This window comes from Ochrobactrum sp. AN78 (assembly GCF_029909885.1).
In the GTDB taxonomy this organism is placed as follows: Bacteria; Pseudomonadota; Alphaproteobacteria; order Rhizobiales; family Rhizobiaceae; genus Brucella; species Brucella quorumnocens.
Genome location: NZ_JASAMU010000005.1, coordinates 60,636 through 80,432, shown reverse-complemented (window position 1 = coordinate 80,432; position 19,797 = coordinate 60,636). Strand labels below are relative to the sequence as shown.

The following is a 19,797-nucleotide window of genomic DNA, read 5'->3' as shown; positions in this document are numbered from 1 at the left end:
GAGCATAGGCGAAGATGCGTATATGGGAAATCGGCGCTCAGTTTAGCTGGGTTGATTCCGGCTAAAGGGCGAAATGATAAGCGCAGTGAACAGTTGAATGTGGCTCAGTGAGCCTTTCGAAAGAAGCGATTGACGTCGCAGGCACTGTTTCGTCCACGGTGGCGCGTGCCGATATCCACCATGAACCGGACTTATGCCTATATCAAGGACATGTTTACCCGCTTGCCGATGTTGCCTAATAGCCGTATCGGGAATTGCTGCCGGATCACTGGAAAACTGCCGACAAGTCTGAGGCGTCAAGGGTGTGTTCGGCGGGCGCTTACGGTCCATTGGTTTCGTTATTTGGTCTTCTTTCCTTGATCGTAATGCCACTTGATGGCGAAGAACATGCCCGTGCCTAAGACGAGGACTTTGAACGTAACGAAGACTACAATGAACCAATCCATCTGAATATTTCCAAGCTGCTACCTATCGTGAGGGGGGTATTACCCCAAAACTGCTGATTTAACAGCTTCAAATGTTGTTGAACCCACCACTTAACTGCCTTCGAGGCGGTTTTTTGATGCGGACAGGAAATACAATGGCACGGCTCATCAACGTGGCGGGCCGTGGCTTATCAATCAGTGGGAAGGCCATCAAGATGGCAGCTTAGAGGGATGTCGCTGGCATGCCGACTATCGGCTAGATGAGCAGTTATCAACATGGATGCTCGCAGGCTTTGCCATGAGCTCGGCCGTCAGTCTCGGAGGCACATTCACAGTCGTGCTGATTGCAACTTTCCGTTCCTTATCAGCTCCAATAGAGGCCCCGGTGACATTCAGCTGCACGAACGCGTTAACGGTGGGCGGGAAAAATATGTGCGCCGCGTCGATCTTGATGATCACGTTAGGTAGTTGCGGGATATTTTGTAACTAGTTGCAATCGTTGGAAATCTATTTGTAGACAAACGCGACATGAAATGTGCGCTATGAAGACCACTTTACTTCGCTAAACATTTTATTTTCTTGAAGAGAATTTTGGCTGGGGAACCTGGATTTGAACCAAGACTAACGGAGTCAGAGTCCTCGACAATTTATTGATATATAAAGATTAATTTCCAAAATGATGCGTATCATGTTCTTTGTGCATCAATAGGTTATCTGCGAAATGCAAACCAAGTTGCAGTAATTTCGCACGATGGGATCAGGTATAATTGCTGGCCTCATTTGTGGTATCTTAAATGTCAGCTTTCGACCCATTATGGCCGTTCGATGATAGGAGACGAAGACGACTTCAGCGGACCATGTAGGTCCCTGTCATCTTGAATCATATCTGTCGCAAGTTTGGGGATTTTTGCGACAAATTACGGACAGCCTTATAGCTTGGCTGGCGGAAAGCCGAAACCACCAATCTCAGCCCTCACGTTTTGTTAAGTACGAATCCATTTGATAAAATTTTAGTCTTAATGCCGCGCGTGTACGCCATTAATGGTTGACACCAAAGAAATCCCTACGCGCGGAGACTTCACATGCGACGATGTTTTCTGAAGACCCTGCTAATAGCTGTCATCGCCGTCGTCAGCGTCTCTAGTGGTCTGACGCCCACGTACGCTCAGTCGACTCCTAAAGCTCAGTTGGGAGAGGGGAGCGCATACGAGATCATCGATAGCGAAGTCTGGGATGTGCCCGATCCGGTTTCCGGTCGCGGTTACCAAGTCTTCGTCGCCTTACCACCATCCTATGCGAAGGATCCACAACGGCGCTACCCCGTGCTTTACGTCACCGATGCTGACTACGCTTTCCCGATCATCCGGCAGATCGGCCGTCGTCTGAACGTCGAAGGGCCCCGGATCGAGGAATTCGTTCTTGTCGGTTTGTCTTATGGAAAAGGTGAGGATGGCAAGGTCAGTCGTCAGCGCGACTACACCCCTACATCGAACGGTCCAAGGAGCGCACCTGCTAATGCGATCCATGGGCACGGACTGGCCTATCAACGATATTTGGGTGATCAGGTGAAACCATTTATCGCCGCCCGCTATCGGACCGATCCCGCCAGATCACTCTTCCTTGGCCACTCCTACGGCGCTTTGCTTGGCGCACAGATACTGTTCACCGAACCTGGCTTGTTTAGCGGCTATATCCTCGGTAGCCCCTCTCTATGGTACGACAAGCGCCACACCTTGAAGCTTGAAACAGCTTACGCCACGCAGAACAAGGACCTACCAGCGAAGGTCTATCTTTATGTTGGCGCCTATGAGGCGCAGCGCAAAGGCGACCGGCGCTATAATCAGACGGTAGATATGGTCGCCGACAACCGGGCTTTAGAACTAGCGTTGCAGAGTCGAAAGTATCCGAATCTGCAATTGAAGTCGGCGGTCTTGGACGACGAAGATCACCTTACCGTCGCGCCACGTGGCTTCACGCAGGGCTTAGAGTACCTTCTGAGAGTGCACTGACAAATCGCATCGAAAACTGGAACGAAGCCGTCGCACAATTCCTAAGTTTTGCGAGCGCACCAGCCGCGCTGAATTTCCGTCGTAAGGGTCAGGTGCAAAAGTCGGTCCTACGCGACCGACCTTTGCGATGCCGAATGGTCAGTTCATCCTCTGTCGGGCTGAAACGGTTACCAGTTCAATTTCGTCGTCGTATTCATTCTCTTGAACAAACGCATTCATTGTCCTGCTCCGTTAAAAGCAGACACACTCGCCGCCAGGCGTGTCTATTTAATATGACGTTCTTATTTTGTTCATGCCAACAAAAGAGTCAAGCATGTTGCATGGATTTGCCCGGGGGGGTAACCAGTTGTAATTACGAGGAATCTATTTGCAACAAGACGCAACATGAAATCCACGTTCTAACAGGCTTTCAAATCACTTAAGCATCTGATTTTTTGAAGATTTTTTTGGCTGGGGAACCTGGATTCGAACCAAGACTAACGGAGTCAGAGTCCGTCGTTCTACCATTAAACTATTCCCCAGCAGGGCTCGCGGATCAGTTATATCTGACTGAAACGCGATTGCGACAGAAGCATGAAGCTTCGTTCGTCGACGGCCTCCATCTAGCGAACTCAAACGACGAGCGCAAGCCCTTCTTTCAAAAAAATCGTGGCAAATTCAGTTATTTCGCATCAGCGCACGGAAAGACTGGCTTTGTGCCAAGGTCGCGCTGGGTTTGCACATGAAAAAAGCCCGGCAGCAGAGGTGCGGCCGGGCAAAGAGACAGGCTGGCCGAGAGGGGACCCGGCCTGTGAAGGTGGCGCCTGCCAGATGTTCGATCAGCAGATGTGGCGTGTGGCCTCAACGCGCGAGCGCGCATCTGCTAGGGCTGCCAGAACACGGGTCGGATCGTCTGCACCGCGCTGGTGAATCGCTGTATAAATATCTCCGCTCTGCAGCCCGATATCTTTTAGAAGATAATTGTCGAGCTCATTGAGGTGCATCACATGGCGCCGATTTCGGAAAAGCGTCCAGCGACGCAGAACCGACGTAAACACGGCTTGTACCATTTGCTTGAGCACGGAGGTCGGTGCACTCGTTGCAGGTAAGGGTGTTATGGTGGTTTTGCTTATCGCTGTCATTGCCGCTCTCCTTCAAGCGCGCTTGGTCAAAATGTTTCTATCGTCAGGTCATTCGCTTTCGCGTCTCCATTCTCTGCGATGTCGCCTTTATCCAATAATTGAATTGATTGTTCTAACGAATGTTTTTAATGTGATAGTTCAATAATTATGATGGATGGTTCTGATGAGCGCGCCCTTGGATCTTGACCAGTTGCAGACCTTCATTGCCATTGCGGATACGGGCAGTTTTACCAAGGCGGCGGATGCTGTTTTCAAGACCCAGTCGGCAGTATCCATGCAGATGCGTCGGCTTGAGGAACGGATCGGCAAAGCGCTGTTTGAACGTGATGGTCGCATGAATCGCCTGACCGAAGATGGCGAGAGATTGCTTCTTTATGCACGTCGTATGCTTCTGTTGAACGGCGAAACCGTCGCGGCTTTTGACGACACGCAACTCGAAGGCCATGTGCGTATCGGTACGCCGGATGATTATGCTGATCGGTTTTTGCCAGAAATCATGGCGCGGTTTGCGCGTTCCAATCCACGTGTCGAACTGTCGGTGGTTTGCGAGCCGACAGTCAATCTGGATGAAATGATCCGTCGCGGAACGCTTGATATTGCCCTTGTGACGCAATGTGATGACAAGCGGCGCTCCGAAGTGGTGCGTACTGAGCCGCTGTTATGGGTGACGTCGGCCAATCATGCGGTGCACGAGGAAGCAATGCTTCCGCTTGCAGTAGGGCGGCCGACCTGTATCTGGCGTCATGCGGCCATTGATGTTCTGGAACAGGTCGAGCGCGATTATCGCATTATCATTACCAGCTGGTCAGCGACGGTACTTGCTGCGGCCGTGCTTTCAGGGCTTGCCGTATCGGTTTTGCCGGAATGTGCGCTGCGGCCTGGAATGCGTGTTTTGAGCGAAGCGGATGGATTTGGTACTTTGCCAGAATTTGGCATCGGCATCATGCGTGGGCACACCAAGCAGAATGCGATAGTTGACGCTTTGGCACAGCATATTATTGAAAGTCTTGATAATATTTCCTCGCCGGCACCAGCATCTATGGTTTCCGCTGAAATCGCATCGTTTCCATCCGTCCGCACTCGTCGCGTGCGCAGCAACGAGTTGCTGCCAGGCTGGTGACCGTGCATAATCACAAAAGACGGCGTCTTGACCAGTTGACCGGAGGGGGTGGCTGGTTGCCTATGATGGGATGAGCATGGGTTCCGATTCTATACCAAGCGGCACCGCTTCGAATGTAGCGGAGTATAGTGTTTCCGAGATTTCCGGCGCTTTGAAGCGGACGGTCGAGGATACATTTTCGCATGTGCGCGTGCGCGGCGAGATTTCTGGTTATCGTGGTCCACATTCGTCGGGTCATGCCTATTTCGCATTGAAGGACGACCGTGCCCGGCTAGAGGCGGTGATCTGGCGCGGGTCCATGGGGCGTTTGCGCTTTCGCCCAGAAGAGGGGATGGAAGTCATTGCCACTGGCAAACTGACGACCTATCCAGGCTCTTCCAAATATCAGATCGTCATTGAGCAGATGGAGCCCGCAGGCGCAGGCGCTTTGATGGCGCTTCTCGAAGAGCGTAAGCGACGGCTTGCTGCCGAAGGTCTGTTTGATCCTGCGGCAAAGCAGCTTTTGCCTTTCATGCCGCGCGTGATTGGCGTTGTCACATCGCCCACTGGTGCGGTCATTCGCGATATTATTCATCGCATTTCGGATCGATACCCGCTGCATGTGATCGTTTGGCCAGTGCGCGTACAGGGTGATACCAGCGGTGCGGAAGTGGCCGCAGCGGTTGACGGTTTCAATGCATTGGCCGAAGACGGCGCGATAGCGCGTCCTGATGTGCTGATTGTGGCGCGTGGTGGCGGCAGCCTTGAAGACCTCTGGGGCTTTAACGATGAAATCGTCGTGCGGGCAGTAGCGGCATCGCATATTCCGGTGATTTCAGCTGTTGGCCATGAGACGGACTGGACATTGATTGATCTGGCTGCCGACGTGCGCGCACCAACGCCGACAGGTGCTGCTGAAATGGCGGTTCCTGTTAAAGCCGATCTGGTCGCAACGGTTGCAACGCAATCCGCGCGACTGGCTTCGGCCATGTCGCGGTTTATCGACTTGAAACGTCAGGCGCATCGCGCGGCAAGCCGGGCATTGCCTTCGGCTGATCAGTTGCTGGCTTTACCGCGTCGTCGTTTCGATGAAGCTGCTTCGCGGTTAACACGGGCGCTTTTTGTGAACACGCAAAAGAAGCGCGTTCATTTTGAGGGCCGCGCGCGTCAATTGTCGCCGCGCTTACTGCAACGCGGTTTCGACGAGCAAAAACGCAATATGAAGCTGCTTGGTCAGCGGCTGCCGCGCGCACTTGAGGCCTTCTTGCGTGAGCGCCGAACCGCGTTTGCAAGACGTGCCGACCGGTTGACGCCGGAACCTTTGTTGCGGCGCACCACACTTGCAAAGAATGCAATTGAGCAGCTAGATCGCCGCCGTGATCAGGCGATCAGCTTGCTGCTCGAACGTACCAGACGTCGCGGGCAGGAGCTGGAACGTCTCATGCGTACACTGTCGTATGAAAGCGTATTGGAGCGTGGCTACGCGATTGTTTTCGATGCGGAAGGCAATCCGGTCAAACAGGCGACCAGCGTTGCTGAAGGTGACGCCCTGTCGATTCGCTTCAGAGATGGCGATGTTGCGGCGACCGCGGGCGAAACTCCCGGAGCACCTTCGTCCAAAGGTACAATACGCAAACCATCCTCCTCGCGTCCCGGCGGGCAGGGATCGTTATTTTAGCAACAGTCGTCCGTGTGATTGCCCGCAGATTGTATGTAAGTTGCAGATTATGTTGTTTTCTTAAGGCTGACTTAAGTTTGGCCTCCTCTTTCTCGGCACACATTCGCCGGCGTGTATTCCAGTTTGGAAGGCATGTGGTTTCAAGTTGTGCAGATGAAAGAGTTTTTGAATGTCGCGTAAATTTTCTGAAAGCGGTGGTGGGCCGCTCTTGCCAAACGGCGTGACAAGCCGCCGGGCGTTCCTGATTGGTGCCAGTGCGATTGCACTTTCCGGCTGCGTTTCGACCGCCCAACAGGCGAGCCCTGTAAAAGTGGCCGCTGAACCGGCCCCGGTGCGCGCCGTTCCGCCAATGTATGAGGCGATGCCCTATGAGCAGTTTCCTCTGCCGGCAGTAAATGTTGCCAAGGTTGATCCGAAATTCTGGCGGCAGGAAGTTGACTATCCGACCGACGAGAAGGTCGGTACGGTTATTGTCGATACGCCGAATAAATATCTTTATCATGTTCGCAGCAATGGTCGCGCCATGCGCTATGGTATTGGCGTTGGGCGTGATGGCTTTTCGTGGGCTGGCCGTGCGATTATCGCGTATAAACGCCAATGGCCGCGCTGGACCCCGCCCGATGAAATGGTGGCACGTCAACCGGCGCTTGAACCCTACAGCATCGCCAATGGCGGTATGCCTCCCGGCTTGAAAAATCCGCTAGGCGCGCGCGCACTTTACATTCACAAGGACGGACGTGACACGATTTATCGTATTCATGGTTCAACTGAGGAATGGAGCATCGGCAAGGCAGTATCATCTGGCTGTATTCGCCTGCTCAATCAGGATGTCATCGACCTTTATAACAATGTGCGTGATGGCAGCACCATTGTCGTGATCCCTGATCCAACAAAAGGTACGCAAGTGACGAGCTGAATGTAAACAAGGGCGCGATGATCGCGCCCTTTTTCGTTTGCGGTGGATAATGCTTAAAAACAAATAGTTGCAGCGTCCCAGCAACTTAAGCTTAACTAGAGCCGCTGTAACGCTTCGATCAGACACCTGTTTGGTTACAGATCACAACGCGCCAACCGTCGGGGTCTTCATAGGTAAAACTGCGGTCAATCCAGTATGGATTCTCAGGTTCAACCGGAGCATAACCTTTTTCCTGCATACGGCAGTTCAGCCGTTCATAGGTGTTTTCGTCGATGATATAAATCACAAGCAGATTGTCTTCTGACGGAGCCCGGCAAGGGCTACCTGCCTGATGCTCGGTGAATTCCAGATGCGCGCTTTTCCCGGGTAGGCCGAGCATGATGCCATTATATCCAGCATGATCTGCAAAAGACCCCAGCTCTGGCAGGCCAAGCCCATCCCGGTAGAAGGTAACGACTTCGCTGAATTTGTCGGTTGGCCGTGCAAAGCGGATCTGTACCGGGATTGCGCCTTCGCCCAGCGTGAGAGAGGTCGATCGGGTATTCATAGTCATCTCCTTCAGTTCTGTCCGGAAGCGGCTGTAAAGGTTTGCGCAGTTCGCCAGAGCGATGGGCCTTGCATGACGATGACGCCGATGACGACAAGTGCAACGCCAACAATTCGGGAGGGGGTGATTGCCTTGCTCGCAAAGCCCACGATGCCGAAATGGTCGATAAGCACGGACGCGATGAGCTGACCGGCAATGACTGCTGTCATGAAACTTGCTGCACCGAGCTTTGGCGCGAACAGTATCGCAGCGGTTATGTAAACCACACCGGCCACACCGCCGATCCATATCCATTTTGGCTGTCCGGCAAGTCCGGCGAATGTGGGCAGTGAAACCTTCATTGCTAGTAAGACCGGAAGCACACAGATGATGCTGACGATCAACGACACGACCGTTGCCCAGAGTGGGTGGCCGAGAGTGCGCCCCAAAGCGGCATTCGCGCCAGCCTGAAACGGCACCACCGCACCCGCAATGAGGGCAGCGAAGAGAAATGTAAGTGATCCTTGAGCCTGCATGGAAAACCTTTCCTATGTTCCTTTGGCTCTGATCTAGCTATAGATATTGAGAATTTGAAATTCAGATATCCGAGGCAATCATGCACCCGACGAATAATCTGCGGAATGTTGATCTCAACCTGTTGGTGATTCTGGACGTGCTTCTGACAGAGCGTCATGTGTCGCGTGCAGCCGTGCGGCTCAATATGAGCCAGCCAGCAGTCAGTCACGCGCTGGCGCGTCTCCGTGAGTTGCTGGATGACCCACTTCTCATTCGGCAAGGTGCAGGGCTATCTCTCACAATAAAAGCAATGGAAATTACAAAACCGCTCACGGAAGTGCTCTCGGGCGTTCGAAGTGTGCTTGGCCCGCTGGGTTTCGAACCTGCAACCACGCAGCACCGCTTTCATCTTTCCATGTCCGACTATGGTGGCGGTATCGTCTTACCGGGATTGGTCAGAGAATTAAGAAAGGATGCACCGGGCATTGATCTTGCTATCAGCCAGTTCAGTCGCGAAGGCATGATCGCGCGTGTTCTGGATGGCGAGATTGATATGGGCTTTGGGGTGTTCCCGCACTTGCCTACCCAAATTGCGGCAGATGTGCTGATGAGAGACGAATATGTGTGTTTGTTGGACCGCCGCAGTCTTAAAGGGCGGCCATTCGATGCCGAGACATATTTTGAACGACCACACGCACTTGTTGCAGTGCGTGGCGATGCGACGACTGAGATTGAAGAAAGTTTGAAACTTGCGGGACGAACGCGCCATATTGCCGTGGTTGTTCCGCATTGGGGTGTTGCACCACAGCTAATCGCAGGCACAGACCTGATTTTGACCATCGCGCGTGGCGGGCTCAAAAATCTGCCGCCGGATAATAATCTTATCTTGCTGCCTGTACCTGTTGCGTTGCCGCCTATACCCTTTGTGCAGATATGGCATAAGCGCCGGGAAAGTGACCCGGCGCATCGCTGGTTACGGACGAAGATAACATCCGTTTTATGAGAAGATTAATACGCATACTCTAGGAAGATTGGTTCGACTGAACCAGTCCACACGCTGTTATAAGCCTTGAGCATGCGCTCGGCGTCAGTGATGCCTGCAGCGACGATTTCTTCCAGCGGTGCCAGGAAATGCGTTTCGTCAAATCCGTCGGCATTCAGCTTGTTGCGGTTGAGGAGGCCAAGACGCGAGATTTCGAGCGTCTTGCGAGCGATCTGCGCAACAGGCTTGCCACGGAATGAAGCATTGAGTGCCTTGGCTGGCACGTCATTGCGCAGCGCCAGCACCTCTTCATAGGCCCAGTCTTTTGTCAGATCTTCTGCGGCATCGAGCGCTTCATCATCATAGAGCAGGCCAACCCAGTAGGCGGGCAGGGCGCAGATACGACGCCAAGGGCCACCATCAGCACCGCGCATTTCGAGGAAGCGCTTGAGGCGTACTTCCGGGAACAGCGTCGACAAATGGTTGGTCCAGTCGCCCATGTTCGGCACAGGATCGCTGACTTCGCCCTTCAAAGCACCATTCATAAACTGGCGGAAGGTTACATGTGTGCAGTCATGATAACGACCATCACGCAGGATAAAATACATCGGTACATCGAGCGCCCATTCGACATAGTCGATGAAGCCGAAGTTTTCCGAGAAGACAAATGGCAACACGCCCGAGCGCTGGTTGTCGGTGTCGCGCCAGATATTGGAGCGCCACGACAGAAGATTGTTCGGCTTGCCTTCGGTGAAAGGTGAACTAGCAAAGAGCGCTGTTGCAATCGACTGCAGCTTCATCGAAACCTGCATCTTGCGGCGCATGTCGGTTTCGGAACCAAAATCGAGATTAACCTGAACGGTCGACGTGCGGTACATCATGTCGAGACCTTCATGCCCGACTTTCGGCATGTAGTTACTCATGATTTTATAGCGCGACTTCGGCATGACCGGCGTTTCAGCCAGCGTCCATTTTGGACTGCCACCAAGGCCTAGGAAGCGAATGCCGAGTGGCTCGGCAATCTCGCGTACTTGCGAAAGATGGGCGTTCACTTCACGACAGGTCTGATGAATGGTCGAAAGGGGCGCCCCGGAAAGCTCAAACTGGCCGCCAGGTTCGAGCGAAATCGCGCCCTGTCCCGTTGGCTCTACCAATCCGATGATATTGCCTTCATCCATGATTGGTTCCCAGCCCAGCTTGGCCTTCATACCCTCCAGAATGGCCTTGATGCCGCGCGTGCCTTCATAAGGAACAGGGCTGTTGTCAGCGACGTAGAAAGGAAATTTCTCGTGCTCTGTGCCGATGCGCCACGCATCTTTCGGCTTGCTGCCTTCGGCAAGATAGGCTGCGAGTTCTTCAACACCGGTCAGTGCTGTTTCATCGGTCGTGTCGCGCGCCATGCGTATTGTCCCTAGTCGGATTTATATTTGTCTGCGTGATTGGACAAATTTGTCAAATCGCGCAAGTCAATTTCATTGATGATTGGATTTTCTCATATTCATGTGTTCGCTTTCCAGTCGCCTAACACCGCTTGGACAAGCGTAAGTGCTGCAACGGCTGCCGTATCTGCACGCAGAATGCGAGGCCCCAGTGGAATGGCAGTTACAAACGGGAGGCTGTGCAATTGCTGTCGCTCAGTCTCTGAAAAACCGCCTTCAGGGCCGATAAGAACCGCATAGGGGCCGAGCTCTAAACTGCTCAGAATAGTTAGCGGGTCATTTGCTTCATGGCCTTCATCGCAGAAGATGAGGCGGCACGACTGGTCCCACTGCGCCAGAAAACGATCAAAGCGGATTGCATCGCGGCACTCGGGGATAGCAAGCACACCGCATTGTTCGGCGGCCTCGATGGCATTGGCCTTGATGCGGTCTGTCCCAAGCTTTGGCACCTGCGTGTGCTGCGTGACAACCGGCTGCAAAACGCCTGCCCCCATTTCCACGGCCTTCTGCACCATATAATCAAGCCGTCCCTGTTTCAGCGGGGCAAAGCAGTAGATCAAATCACAAGGCTCAGGCTGCGGCCGTGTTTGCTCAATGGCTTCAAGAAACAGGCGTTTCTTGCCTTCAGGCCGCAATCGCATTTTCCATTCGCCATCCTGCCCGTTGAAAGCGAGGATTTCATCGCCGTCCTTCAATCGCAGCACATGCGTTAGATAATGAGCGGCCTGCGTTGGCGCTTCCACGGTTACGCCATCGCCCAGTCTTCCATCGCCAGGGCCGGCCTCGATATAAAGTCTCTGCATTTTATAATTCGCGCGCATGATCGCATCGATGGCAGAGGGCCGGCCCCATGGTCAAGCCTTTTGGTCATTTGGGGTAAATTGAATGGGTGGCTACACAAACATTTGATGGGACTGATAAAGTAGTTGATTTGAACTAGATTGTATCCATATAGATATGAAGCTATCTATTTGAATGGAATTTAAGTGATGAACCAAGCTTGGGCCGAATTTGCACCGCTGCTGTCTGCCAATGCCCGTGGATGGCGCAAAGCCTTCGACGCAGCAATGGCCGAGCACAGCCTATCGGATGCAAAAGCTATACCGCTCATGACGCTTTTACGGCATGGCGATTGCATTCCTCAGGGCGTGCTAGCCGAAAGAGTCGGAATTGAAGGAGCAACGATTGTTCGCGTTGTGGATGAGTTGGAAAAGGAAGACCTGATCCGACGCATCCCGGACGACACGGATCGCCGGGTTAAACTCATTCAGCTGACGGATGAGGGTCGAGCCCTAGCGGCAAAAGTGGAAAAGACTGCGGCGCGCCTGCGCATGGCTTTTCTGGGCGACCTTGATCCCGATGCGGTTGATGTCGCGATGGATGTCTTGCGCAAGCTTCACGAGAAATTCCAGAACCAGCCTTCCTGACGGGGAGGTAAGCAACATCCGGCCTTCCCTTGAAGGCAGGCAACTTATTGTAATGAAAATTCTTAAAGCCGATGATTAAGCCCGCTGAAACAATGCCGCGATTTTGGGACGTGGTCTTCTCGCTGAAGACCTTCGCGGCTGCCATGCTTGCGCTGTGGATTGCCCTGATGGCTGATCTGCCCAACCCTTATTGGTCGGTGGCGGCGGTCTACATCGTTGCGCATCCGCTTTCAGGCGCGACGACATCCAAGGGCTTTTATCGTCTGATCGGTACAATTATCGGCGGTGCCGTCACGATTGTTTTCGTGCCGCATCTGGTCAACTCGCCTGAAATTCTAACGCTGGCAATCGGCCTGTGGATGGGGCTTTGTCTCGCTATCAGCCTGCTTGATGGCACACCACGCAGTTACCTTTTCATGCTTGCCGGCTATACCGTAGCGATCGCAAGTTTCGCGGTTGTCTCCGCTCCCGCCACGACTTTCGATTATGCCGTGGGCCGTGTTGAAGAAATTGCTATCGGTATCATTTGCGCGGCTGTGGTCAATCGTCTGGTATTTCCACGCCATAGTGGCCCCGTTCTGGTTGCGCGTATCGATAACTGGCTGCGTGACGGCTCCAAACTTGCTGTTGCAACGCTGCGCGGCGACGGTGACAGCCCTGAATTCAGGCGCGACCGCCAGCGGCTTGCTGCTGATGCTCTGGAACTGCGCAATCTGACGACGCATGTGGCCTATGATACGTCCTCTATCCGCAATGTCGGGACACTTTTGCATGTACTGCAGCAGCGCATGGTTGCCGTTCTACCAATCGTTTCCAGCCTGCATGATGTGTTGGTACTGAAGCCCGGTGAGGGTGAAAAGCCCTGGCATCCAGCGGTACAGAAACTTCTGGATGAAGCCTGTGACTGGCTTGAGAGTGGTGAAGCCCTGACAGAACAGCGCCGCGCAATACTTCTTGGTTATCTCGACGAAATCGAAAAGCATGGCAAGGATGCCGATAGCTGGGCTGAGTTGCTGCCGTTCAATCTGGCAGCGCGTGTGCGGGATCTTGTTCAGATTTGGAGCGACTGTATCACGCTGTGTCAGGACATCATTTCCGGTTCGCGTCATTCGCTGCGCTGGCGCCGCTACGACGCGCATCTGAAGGCGCGCCCGCAGCACCGAGATTATGGCATGGCCTTCCTCTCAGGTTTTTCGGCTTTTCTGGCGACGTGTATTGCCACAGCGTTCTGGATTGCGACCGGATGGGCGCAGGGGAGTGCCGCTGCCATGATGGCCGGGATTTTTTGCTGCATTTTTGCCGGCATGGACGATCCTGTTCCGGTGATGCGCAAGTTTAACTGGCTGCTGCTGATCGTGATTGCTGCTGCCTTCGTGTTTGAATTTGCGCTGTTGCCGCTGGTGGATGGTTTCTTCCCGTTGGTTCTCGTTCTTGGCCTGTTTCTGATCCCCGCCGGTATTTTGTTGGCCATTCCATCACAGTTTTTGCTCGGCATGGTGCTTTGCGTGAACCTGCCGAACATGCTGATGCTTCAGGGCCATCTGACACATGATTTTGTGAGCTTCGCCAATGCTAACCTCGCCACGGTTCTGGGCATCGTTATTGCCGCTGTGGTGACATCGATCGTGCGGTCAGTCGGTGCTGAATGGAGCGTGCGTCGTCTCGTCAGGGCCGGCTGGAATGATATTGTGCTTGCAACCGAACGTCAGCCGGGCCGCCATCGGCGTCAGCGTATGAACCGTTTGCTGCTCAAGATGATTGATCGCATCGGCATGATGACGCCGCGCCTTGCTTTGATACCAGCTGCCGATATTGCGAAGGTCGATCTGTTGCGTGATTTGCGCAATGGCATGAACACGATTGATTTGCAGCAATATCGGTCGAAACTGCCTGCCTCCTGTCGCGAGGCGGTGGACGTGGTGCTTGATGGCGTTGGTGCGCATTATCGGGCGCTGTCACGTGACGCCAGATCGGAAGCGCGTGAAGAAATTGATGCCCGACTATTGGCCGCTATAGATCAGGCGATCACTATCATCATCGAAAATGGTTCACCGGCTATCGCGAAGAGGCCTCGTATCGCCCTGATTGGCTTGCGCTTCAACCTATTTCCGAAAGCGCTGCCCTTTGCGCTTCCACCGCAGCCGCAACTCGAGCTGCCGCAGGCCGCATAAGGCACGTATTTCGCACGAATGGAACTTGAATAATCATGAGACCCGAGCTCGACATCTATGGGATTTATCTTCCGACTTTGGCGGTTTTGGCGCTCGGCGCTTATTTCACCAATTCCGTGCTGCAGCATCTGCTGGCGCGCGCCCGTTTCTATCGTTTTGTATGGCATCGTCCTTTGTTCGATGCCGCGATGTACTTCTGCATTCTCGGCGTAAGCGCCGTACTCTTGAATGGAATAACACTATGAAAAAGCTCTTTGCACATTCCGGCCGGGTTTTCCTCACCCTCGTCATGGTCACAATGGCAGGGCTGCTTGGCTGGCATCTATGGGACTATTACATGAACGCGCCATGGACACGTGACGGCAAGATACGTGCGGATGTCGTGCGCATCGCTCCGGACGTTTCTGGTCTGGTGAGCGAAGTTCTTGTTCATGACAATCAGACGGTCCAGCAAGGTGAGGTGATTTTCCGCATTGATCAGGCCCGCTACAAGCTTGCGCTCCAGTTGGCCGATGCGAAGCTTGCCAGCAGCAAGGCTGCACTGGATATGGCTAATCGCGATCAGATCCGCTACCGCAAGCTCAATGATACGACTGTGACCCAACAGAAAATGGAGCAGATCGAAACGACAACCCAGCAAGCGGAAGCCACCTATCGTCAGGCAGAGCTCGATCGCGATCTGGCATCGCTTAATCTTGATCGGTCTTCGGTCAAGGCTCCCGTGAATGGTGTGATCACCAATTTTTCGCTTCAACCAGGTGATTATGTGACGACGGGTTCCGCTGTCACAGCGCTGGTCGATACAGATTCATTTTATGTTTCCGGCTATTTCGAGGAAAACAAGCTTGAGCGCATCCAGATCGGCGATGCGGTTCTGGTTGATGTAATGGGTAGTAAGGTGCAGCTGAAAGGCAAGGTCGAAGGCATTGCTGGCGGCATTGAAGACCGTGAGCGCACGGATTCAACAAGCCTGCTTGCTAATGTTTCACCAACGTTCAACTGGGTTCGCCTCGCACAGCGCGTGCCGGTTAGAGTGAAACTGGAGGAAGTGCCACAAGGCGTTCATCTGGTGGCCGGTCGCACAGTCAGCGTTTTGGTCGTGAACTGAAATTGCACATGAAGAGAAATAAAGCCCGGCTATTGTCCGGGCTTTTTTCATGCTAGAGCATTTCTAGAAAAGGTGCGAAGCGGTTTTGCGTAGGATAATGCGTGAGAACAAATAGTTAGAGCGGTTCCAGTGATTAAACTTAACTGAAACCGCTCTGGAAATTTGCGTAAAGAAGTCGCTGTGGGGCTTGGGCTATGAGCGTATTGGTCATCCAGAATTATCCAGATTCGGGCCTCGGACAAATTGAGCCTATATTGCTTGAGGCGGGTCATTCGATTGATCTGCGGCATGCCTATCAGGGCGACGCTCTACCAAAAGATGACAGTGATCATCAGGCGCTTATTCTGCTTGGTGGCGAACAGAATGCACTTGCGGATGCCGAGTTCCCATATTTCCCAGATCTCCTCAATCTCATTCGCGCTTTCGGCGATAATGACAAGGCGGTACTTGGCATTTGCCTCGGTAGCCAGCTTGTTGCGCGCGCATATGGAGCCGAGAATATTCTGGATCGGCCTATGGAGTTTGGCTGGCACGAAGTGCGGCTGACCGAGAAAGGGAAAAGCGATCCGATGCTTGGTGCCGCAGGTTCTGCGTTTCCGATTTTCCATTGGCACCGCGATACGTTTTCATTGCCAGAAGGGGCTATTCACATGGCAGTCAGCGATATGACTGCCCATCAGGCCTACCGGATTGGCCGGGCAATCTATGGTACCCAGTTTCATTTTGAAGCGGACACAAAACTTGTTGTCGACTGGAATGAAACGCTTAGCGACATGATCGCTGAGTTTGATCCTGAATGGCCTTCTGAATTTCCTGCACATTTGCAACGTTCGGGGGCTGCTGCAGACAAGGCTGGCGCTGCCCTCGCACGTGCATGGACCAATCTGATCTAGCGCGGATGCCCAAAAAGTTGCCTGCAAACAACACCTCCAGCCGATAAGGCGTTGCGACTTTGCCACAGGGGGGAACCATTTGGGTTTTTCCCTTGGAAAGCGACAATTGTAGTCCCCGTGTTCAGTTGCGGGTAACTTTTTTCAGGTGTAACTGAGGCCAACTTCCGGGTGGCAAGTGATCGGACAGGGCGCAAGCCTTGCTCATTATGAAAGCTCGGTTTCCCGATCCTCCCGGTAACCCTCTAAAGAGTTTTCGATCATGACCGCTAAGCATGCCGCGCTCCTCACCGTCCTGATGATTTCTGCGATCGTGTTTATGGCAGTTGGTATTTTTACAGTCGATGCAGGTAACAGCATGACCTCGACTGACGGTTACGGCATTTCCAGCGCGCGTTAATTTTTTGGACTGGCGGCTGGGCCGATCGCTTCGAGAAAGCGTTTTTCAGAACCGTCGACCACGATGGATGACAGCTTTCCGCTCTTCCAGGCATAAGTATCGAGATTAACCCGATTGGGTTGAATGTCGATTGCACTCTGCGGCGTATGGCCGTGGATAATGACCTTTTCCAAGGGATCGGTCCATTTCAGAAACAGCGTTCTGATCCACATCAGTTCGTCGGGGTCCTGAGCGTCGAGCGGCACTGCCGGGTTAACGCCCGCATGACAGAAAAAGAAATCACCGAAACTCGCTGTATGCGGCATAGAGCGGATATAATCGATATGCGCTGGCGGTATCGCGTTTACGAGTTGCCGATATCCCGACACTGCCGAAACCGGATCGCTGAAATCCACCTCAATCCCATAAGAACGTGCGGTATCGCTGCCGCCATGATGGGCAAAAATCCCATTCGTATCTCCAGTAGCAAGATAGCGCAAAAAACCATCGTCATGGTTTCCCATCAAAGACACAATGCGTGGATCGTGTGCTGATGCATTCATCAGAAAATCAAGAACACCTTTAGAATCCGGTCCGCGGTCGATGTAATCGCCAAGATGAATAATCCGCCAGTCATGCACGGGACTGTGGTCGAGATCGGCGCGGATAAGGCCATGCATATCCTGCAAAAGATCAAGACGTCCGTGAATGTCGCCGATAGCATAAAGCCGTACGCCTTCTGGTCCTTTAGCGTCCTTCAACGTCACGCCAGTCATAAGTCGTCGCTTTCCTTTGCGTCTTTTCCAGCACGCTGACGATAGCGCAAGCGGGATACGCGCTCACGTTCATCGTTCAGTTCTCTGTCATTCGTCGCCTGTTCGACAAAGCGGATGTGCTTTTGAACCGCCTCGCGGGCAGCTTGCGGGTTGCCTGCAATGACAGCATCGTAAATGGCGCGGTGCTGTGACAGGAACATGTCAGCGACGCCGGGGTAATTGTAAATCAGACTGCGGTTGTAAAAGACCCCGTCTTTGAGCAGTTGATAGCAAGAGCGCAATGTATGCAGCAGCACGATATTATGTGCGGCTTCACCGATAGCATTGTGAAAATCGACATCAAGCCGCGCTTCCGTATCAAAATCACCGGCACCGTGCGCCGTTTCCATTGCGACGATGATTTCCTTCAAGAGCGCCTTGTCAGCAGGCGTCGCGCGCAGTGCTGCAAATTCAGCGGCAATGCCCTCTATCTCGCGGCGGTACTCCAGATAATCACCCTTTGCTTTGCGATGTTCGGCAAAAAGCTTCACCACTGGTGCACTGAAAACCTGTCCGATGACATCAGCAACGAATGTACCACCACCGTGACGCGATGTGAGAAGACCGGCATTTTCAAGCCGCTTCAGTGCATCACGCAGAATAGGACGGGAAATATCGAACTGGCGTGCAAGTTCCCGTTCACCCGGAAGCCGGTCGCCACCGCGCAAGACGCCTTCGAGAATCAGGCTCTCGATCTGGTGGACGACATCATCCGCTGTACGGCTCGCTTGAATGCGTGAAAAAATTGTCTCGGCCATGCCGTTCGAAGCCCTCTCCATATCGGCGGCAAGTTAGCCTTAAGGCGTCAGCCGAGCAACGGGGAGTTTACAGGTTAAACAAAAACCCCGGAAGGCATGCTTCCGGGGTTTGAGAAGATTGCAGCTCTGCTTCAGGCCTTCTTACGCTTTCGGCCTGAAAAGAAAGCAACGAGCCCTGCAACAAGACCATACATTGCCCATTTGATGGGAAGGGCATCGGCGGTTTCACTACGGATAGGAAGCACGGTAACTGTGCCCGGGCGGCTTTCGAAGCCAGCCTTTCCTTCGGCTTTCGCCTGTTCGATCTGCTGCGGGGAAACGACCCATTCTGCGCCGCGCGATTTGTCGTAGAACATGAAGCCGAAACCGACGATGACGGCAACGACGATTGCGAGAATAAGGCGGGTAGGTGTGTTCATCTTCATTCCTCAAAAATCGGACTGATGTGGGAGGCGGTCCATCCGATTCGCTGAATTATGGGGCTATAAGGCTATTGCTAATCAATTGCTTAGCCGACTGCATTGCGCGCTTTTAACAAAAGCGCCACGCTGTCATACGCAATCACATTGGCTTCGTCTATTTTGTGGGCATATCTTGTGGAGAACTACCGCTCTCCCAATAAGGAACGGGCCCGTAAAGATCAGCCAGATAATCTATGAACAATCGTACTTTTGCTGGTAGGAATTGTTTTGAGGGATAGACGGCGTGGATCGCGACATTGCGGGAAGCGGAATAATCAGGCAGCACCTGTACGAGCTTGCCTGCGGCTAGTTCCGGACCGACATCCCAAGTCGAGCGCTGCGCAATGCCAAGCCCCGCAAGCACTGCTTCGCGAACCATTTCGCTTGAATTGGTCTGCAATGGTCCTTGCGGGCGAATGGTGATCGGTCCTTTTGGTCCTTCCAGCCGCCAGGGGTCATTATTGTGCGGAGCAAGACAAATATGCGCTTGCAGATCCTCGATGGTTTCCGGCGTGCCCCGCTCCGCGATATAATGCGGTGAGGCAACCAGAACACGGCGCACTGGTGCCAGACGTCGCGCGACGAGTGTCGAATCCGACAATTCGCCAATGCGGATCGCGAGATCATAGCCATCGCCAACGATATCCACCATCTCGTCAGAAAGCTGCATATTGACCGTGAGGTCTGAGTTGGTCCGCATGAAAGGCACAAGATAGGGCGCGATATGCATGCGCCCGAAGGTCGTCGGGGCTGATATTTTCAGTGTCCCGCGCGCGTTTGCTGATCTGCGGGCAACGAAGGCTTCTGCCTCTTCGATATTGCTCAGAATTGCCAGAACGCGCTCATGATAACCTTGACCGGCTTCGGTCAAAGCAATCTGACGTGTGGTTCGCTGCAAAAGACGCGTGCCGAGACGTTCTTCTAGTCTTCCCAGTCTTTTGGAAACGACCGCCGGGGACAATCCAAGATCACGCGCGGCGGCTGACATGCTGCCTGTTGTGACAACACGTGCGAAAATCTCCATATCGGCCAGACTGCTCATCATGATAGTTTCAAATCCTCCCTGGCAGATATATG

20 protein-coding genes and 1 tRNA gene are annotated in these 19,797 nt (G+C 53.4%); 11 read left to right on the top strand and 10 right to left on the bottom strand.

Annotated elements, in window-relative coordinates:
- The first annotated feature begins 1,507 nt into the window (after window positions 1-1,507).
- A complete protein-coding gene (locus QBD00_RS11405) occupies window positions 1,508-2,434 on the top strand; it encodes an alpha/beta hydrolase (RefSeq protein ID WP_318579534.1) in 927 nt (308 codons plus the stop codon).
- Window positions 2,435-2,881: 447 nt separating this feature from the next.
- On the opposite strand, the gene QBD00_RS11400 is transcribed toward QBD00_RS11405, so the two are convergent.
- Together QBD00_RS11400 and QBD00_RS11395 are read right to left on the bottom strand one after the other, a co-directional pair.
- Window positions 2,882-2,955, bottom strand: a tRNA-Gln gene (locus QBD00_RS11400).
- A gap of 297 nt (window positions 2,956-3,252) precedes the next feature.
- Window positions 3,253-3,555, bottom strand: coding sequence for a DUF1127 domain-containing protein (locus QBD00_RS11395; RefSeq protein ID WP_318579533.1), 303 nt, complete (start codon window positions 3,553-3,555; stop codon window positions 3,253-3,255).
- Between the two features lie 163 nt (window positions 3,556-3,718).
- Here QBD00_RS11395 and QBD00_RS11390 point away from each other — a divergent pair, with 163 nt between their 5' ends.
- From QBD00_RS11390 to QBD00_RS11380, 3 genes are all read left to right on the top strand, one after another.
- The gene (locus QBD00_RS11390) at window positions 3,719-4,675 is read left to right on the top strand and encodes a LysR substrate-binding domain-containing protein (RefSeq protein ID WP_151091045.1); all 957 of its coding nucleotides are present in this window, start codon (window positions 3,719-3,721) and stop codon (window positions 4,673-4,675) included.
- A gap of 76 nt (window positions 4,676-4,751) precedes the next feature.
- Window positions 4,752-6,332 carry an exodeoxyribonuclease VII large subunit gene (gene xseA / locus QBD00_RS11385; protein WP_318579532.1) on the top strand — a complete coding sequence of 527 codons (1,581 nt, stop codon included), beginning with the start codon at window positions 4,752-4,754 and terminating at the stop codon, window positions 6,330-6,332.
- Between the two features lie 169 nt (window positions 6,333-6,501).
- On the top strand, window positions 6,502-7,248 hold the full coding sequence (locus QBD00_RS11380; RefSeq protein ID WP_151091043.1) for a L,D-transpeptidase: 747 nt from the start codon (window positions 6,502-6,504) through the stop codon (window positions 7,246-7,248).
- Window positions 7,249-7,366: 118 nt separating this feature from the next.
- On the opposite strand, the gene QBD00_RS11375 is transcribed toward QBD00_RS11380, so the two are convergent.
- Window positions 7,367-7,795 carry a VOC family protein gene (locus QBD00_RS11375; RefSeq protein WP_318579531.1) on the bottom strand — a complete coding sequence of 143 codons (429 nt, stop codon included), beginning with the start codon at window positions 7,793-7,795 and terminating at the stop codon, window positions 7,367-7,369.
- Window positions 7,796-7,806: 11 nt separating this feature from the next.
- Window positions 7,807-8,310, bottom strand: a complete 504-nt coding sequence (locus QBD00_RS11370; RefSeq protein WP_191793387.1) for a DMT family transporter — start codon at window positions 8,308-8,310, stop codon at window positions 7,807-7,809.
- A gap of 80 nt (window positions 8,311-8,390) precedes the next feature.
- On the opposite strand from QBD00_RS11370, the gene QBD00_RS11365 reads away from it, so the two are divergent.
- Complete coding sequence (locus QBD00_RS11365) at window positions 8,391-9,293, top strand: LysR family transcriptional regulator (RefSeq protein ID WP_191793388.1); 903 nt, start codon at window positions 8,391-8,393, stop codon at window positions 9,291-9,293.
- A 5-nt stretch (window positions 9,294-9,298) separates the two neighbouring features.
- Here QBD00_RS11365 and QBD00_RS11360 read toward each other — a convergent pair whose 3' ends face one another.
- Together QBD00_RS11360 and QBD00_RS11355 are read right to left on the bottom strand one after the other, a co-directional pair.
- Complete coding sequence (locus QBD00_RS11360; RefSeq protein WP_318579530.1) at window positions 9,299-10,672, bottom strand: glutamate--cysteine ligase; 1,374 nt, start codon at window positions 10,670-10,672, stop codon at window positions 9,299-9,301.
- A 98-nt stretch (window positions 10,673-10,770) separates the two neighbouring features.
- Window positions 10,771-11,532 carry a 16S rRNA (uracil(1498)-N(3))-methyltransferase gene (locus QBD00_RS11355; protein WP_318579529.1) on the bottom strand — a complete coding sequence of 254 codons (762 nt, stop codon included), beginning with the start codon at window positions 11,530-11,532 and terminating at the stop codon, window positions 10,771-10,773.
- Window positions 11,533-11,700: 168 nt separating this feature from the next.
- Between QBD00_RS11355 and QBD00_RS11350 the strand changes: the two genes are divergently transcribed.
- The 6 genes from QBD00_RS11350 to QBD00_RS11325 all read left to right on the top strand — a co-directional run bounded on the left by QBD00_RS11350 (window position 11,701) and on the right by QBD00_RS11325 (window position 16,707).
- Window positions 11,701-12,138 (top strand): MarR family winged helix-turn-helix transcriptional regulator, encoded by a 438-nt coding sequence (locus tag QBD00_RS11350; protein WP_191793391.1) that lies wholly within the window; start codon window positions 11,701-11,703, stop codon window positions 12,136-12,138.
- Between the two features lie 71 nt (window positions 12,139-12,209).
- Window positions 12,210-14,309: an FUSC family protein gene (locus QBD00_RS11345; protein ID WP_318579528.1), complete on the top strand. Its 2,100-nt coding sequence runs from the start codon at window positions 12,210-12,212 to the stop codon at window positions 14,307-14,309.
- 35 nt (window positions 14,310-14,344) lie between these two features.
- Window positions 14,345-14,554, top strand: a complete 210-nt coding sequence (locus tag QBD00_RS11340) for a DUF1656 domain-containing protein (RefSeq protein ID WP_318579527.1) — start codon at window positions 14,345-14,347, stop codon at window positions 14,552-14,554.
- Window positions 14,551-15,417, top strand: a complete 867-nt coding sequence (locus QBD00_RS11335; protein WP_318579526.1) for an HlyD family secretion protein — start codon at window positions 14,551-14,553, stop codon at window positions 15,415-15,417. Before QBD00_RS11340 ends, QBD00_RS11335 begins: the two co-directional genes overlap by 4 nt.
- Window positions 15,418-15,611: 194 nt before the next feature.
- Complete coding sequence (locus tag QBD00_RS11330) at window positions 15,612-16,310, top strand: type 1 glutamine amidotransferase (protein WP_191793394.1); 699 nt, start codon at window positions 15,612-15,614, stop codon at window positions 16,308-16,310.
- Between the two features lie 259 nt (window positions 16,311-16,569).
- On the top strand, window positions 16,570-16,707 hold the full coding sequence (locus QBD00_RS11325; protein WP_007877997.1) for a hypothetical protein: 138 nt from the start codon (window positions 16,570-16,572) through the stop codon (window positions 16,705-16,707).
- On the opposite strand, the gene QBD00_RS11320 is transcribed toward QBD00_RS11325, so the two are convergent.
- The 4 genes from QBD00_RS11320 to QBD00_RS11305 all read right to left on the bottom strand — a co-directional run bounded on the left by QBD00_RS11320 (window position 16,704) and on the right by QBD00_RS11305 (window position 19,765).
- The gene (locus tag QBD00_RS11320; protein WP_151091021.1) at window positions 16,704-17,462 is read right to left on the bottom strand and encodes a metallophosphoesterase family protein; all 759 of its coding nucleotides are present in this window, start codon (window positions 17,460-17,462) and stop codon (window positions 16,704-16,706) included. The two genes, QBD00_RS11325 and QBD00_RS11320, sit on opposite strands and share 4 nt — an antisense overlap.
- Window positions 17,459-18,259 carry an FCD domain-containing protein gene (locus tag QBD00_RS11315; RefSeq protein ID WP_151091019.1) on the bottom strand — a complete coding sequence of 267 codons (801 nt, stop codon included), beginning with the start codon at window positions 18,257-18,259 and terminating at the stop codon, window positions 17,459-17,461. Before QBD00_RS11315 ends, QBD00_RS11320 begins: the two co-directional genes overlap by 4 nt.
- 131 nt (window positions 18,260-18,390) lie before the next feature.
- On the bottom strand, window positions 18,391-18,678 hold the full coding sequence (locus tag QBD00_RS11310; protein WP_151091017.1) for a hypothetical protein: 288 nt from the start codon (window positions 18,676-18,678) through the stop codon (window positions 18,391-18,393).
- A gap of 157 nt (window positions 18,679-18,835) precedes the next feature.
- On the bottom strand, window positions 18,836-19,765 hold the full coding sequence (locus tag QBD00_RS11305; RefSeq protein WP_151091015.1) for a LysR family transcriptional regulator: 930 nt from the start codon (window positions 19,763-19,765) through the stop codon (window positions 18,836-18,838).
- Between the last annotated feature and the right edge of the window lie 32 nt (window positions 19,766-19,797).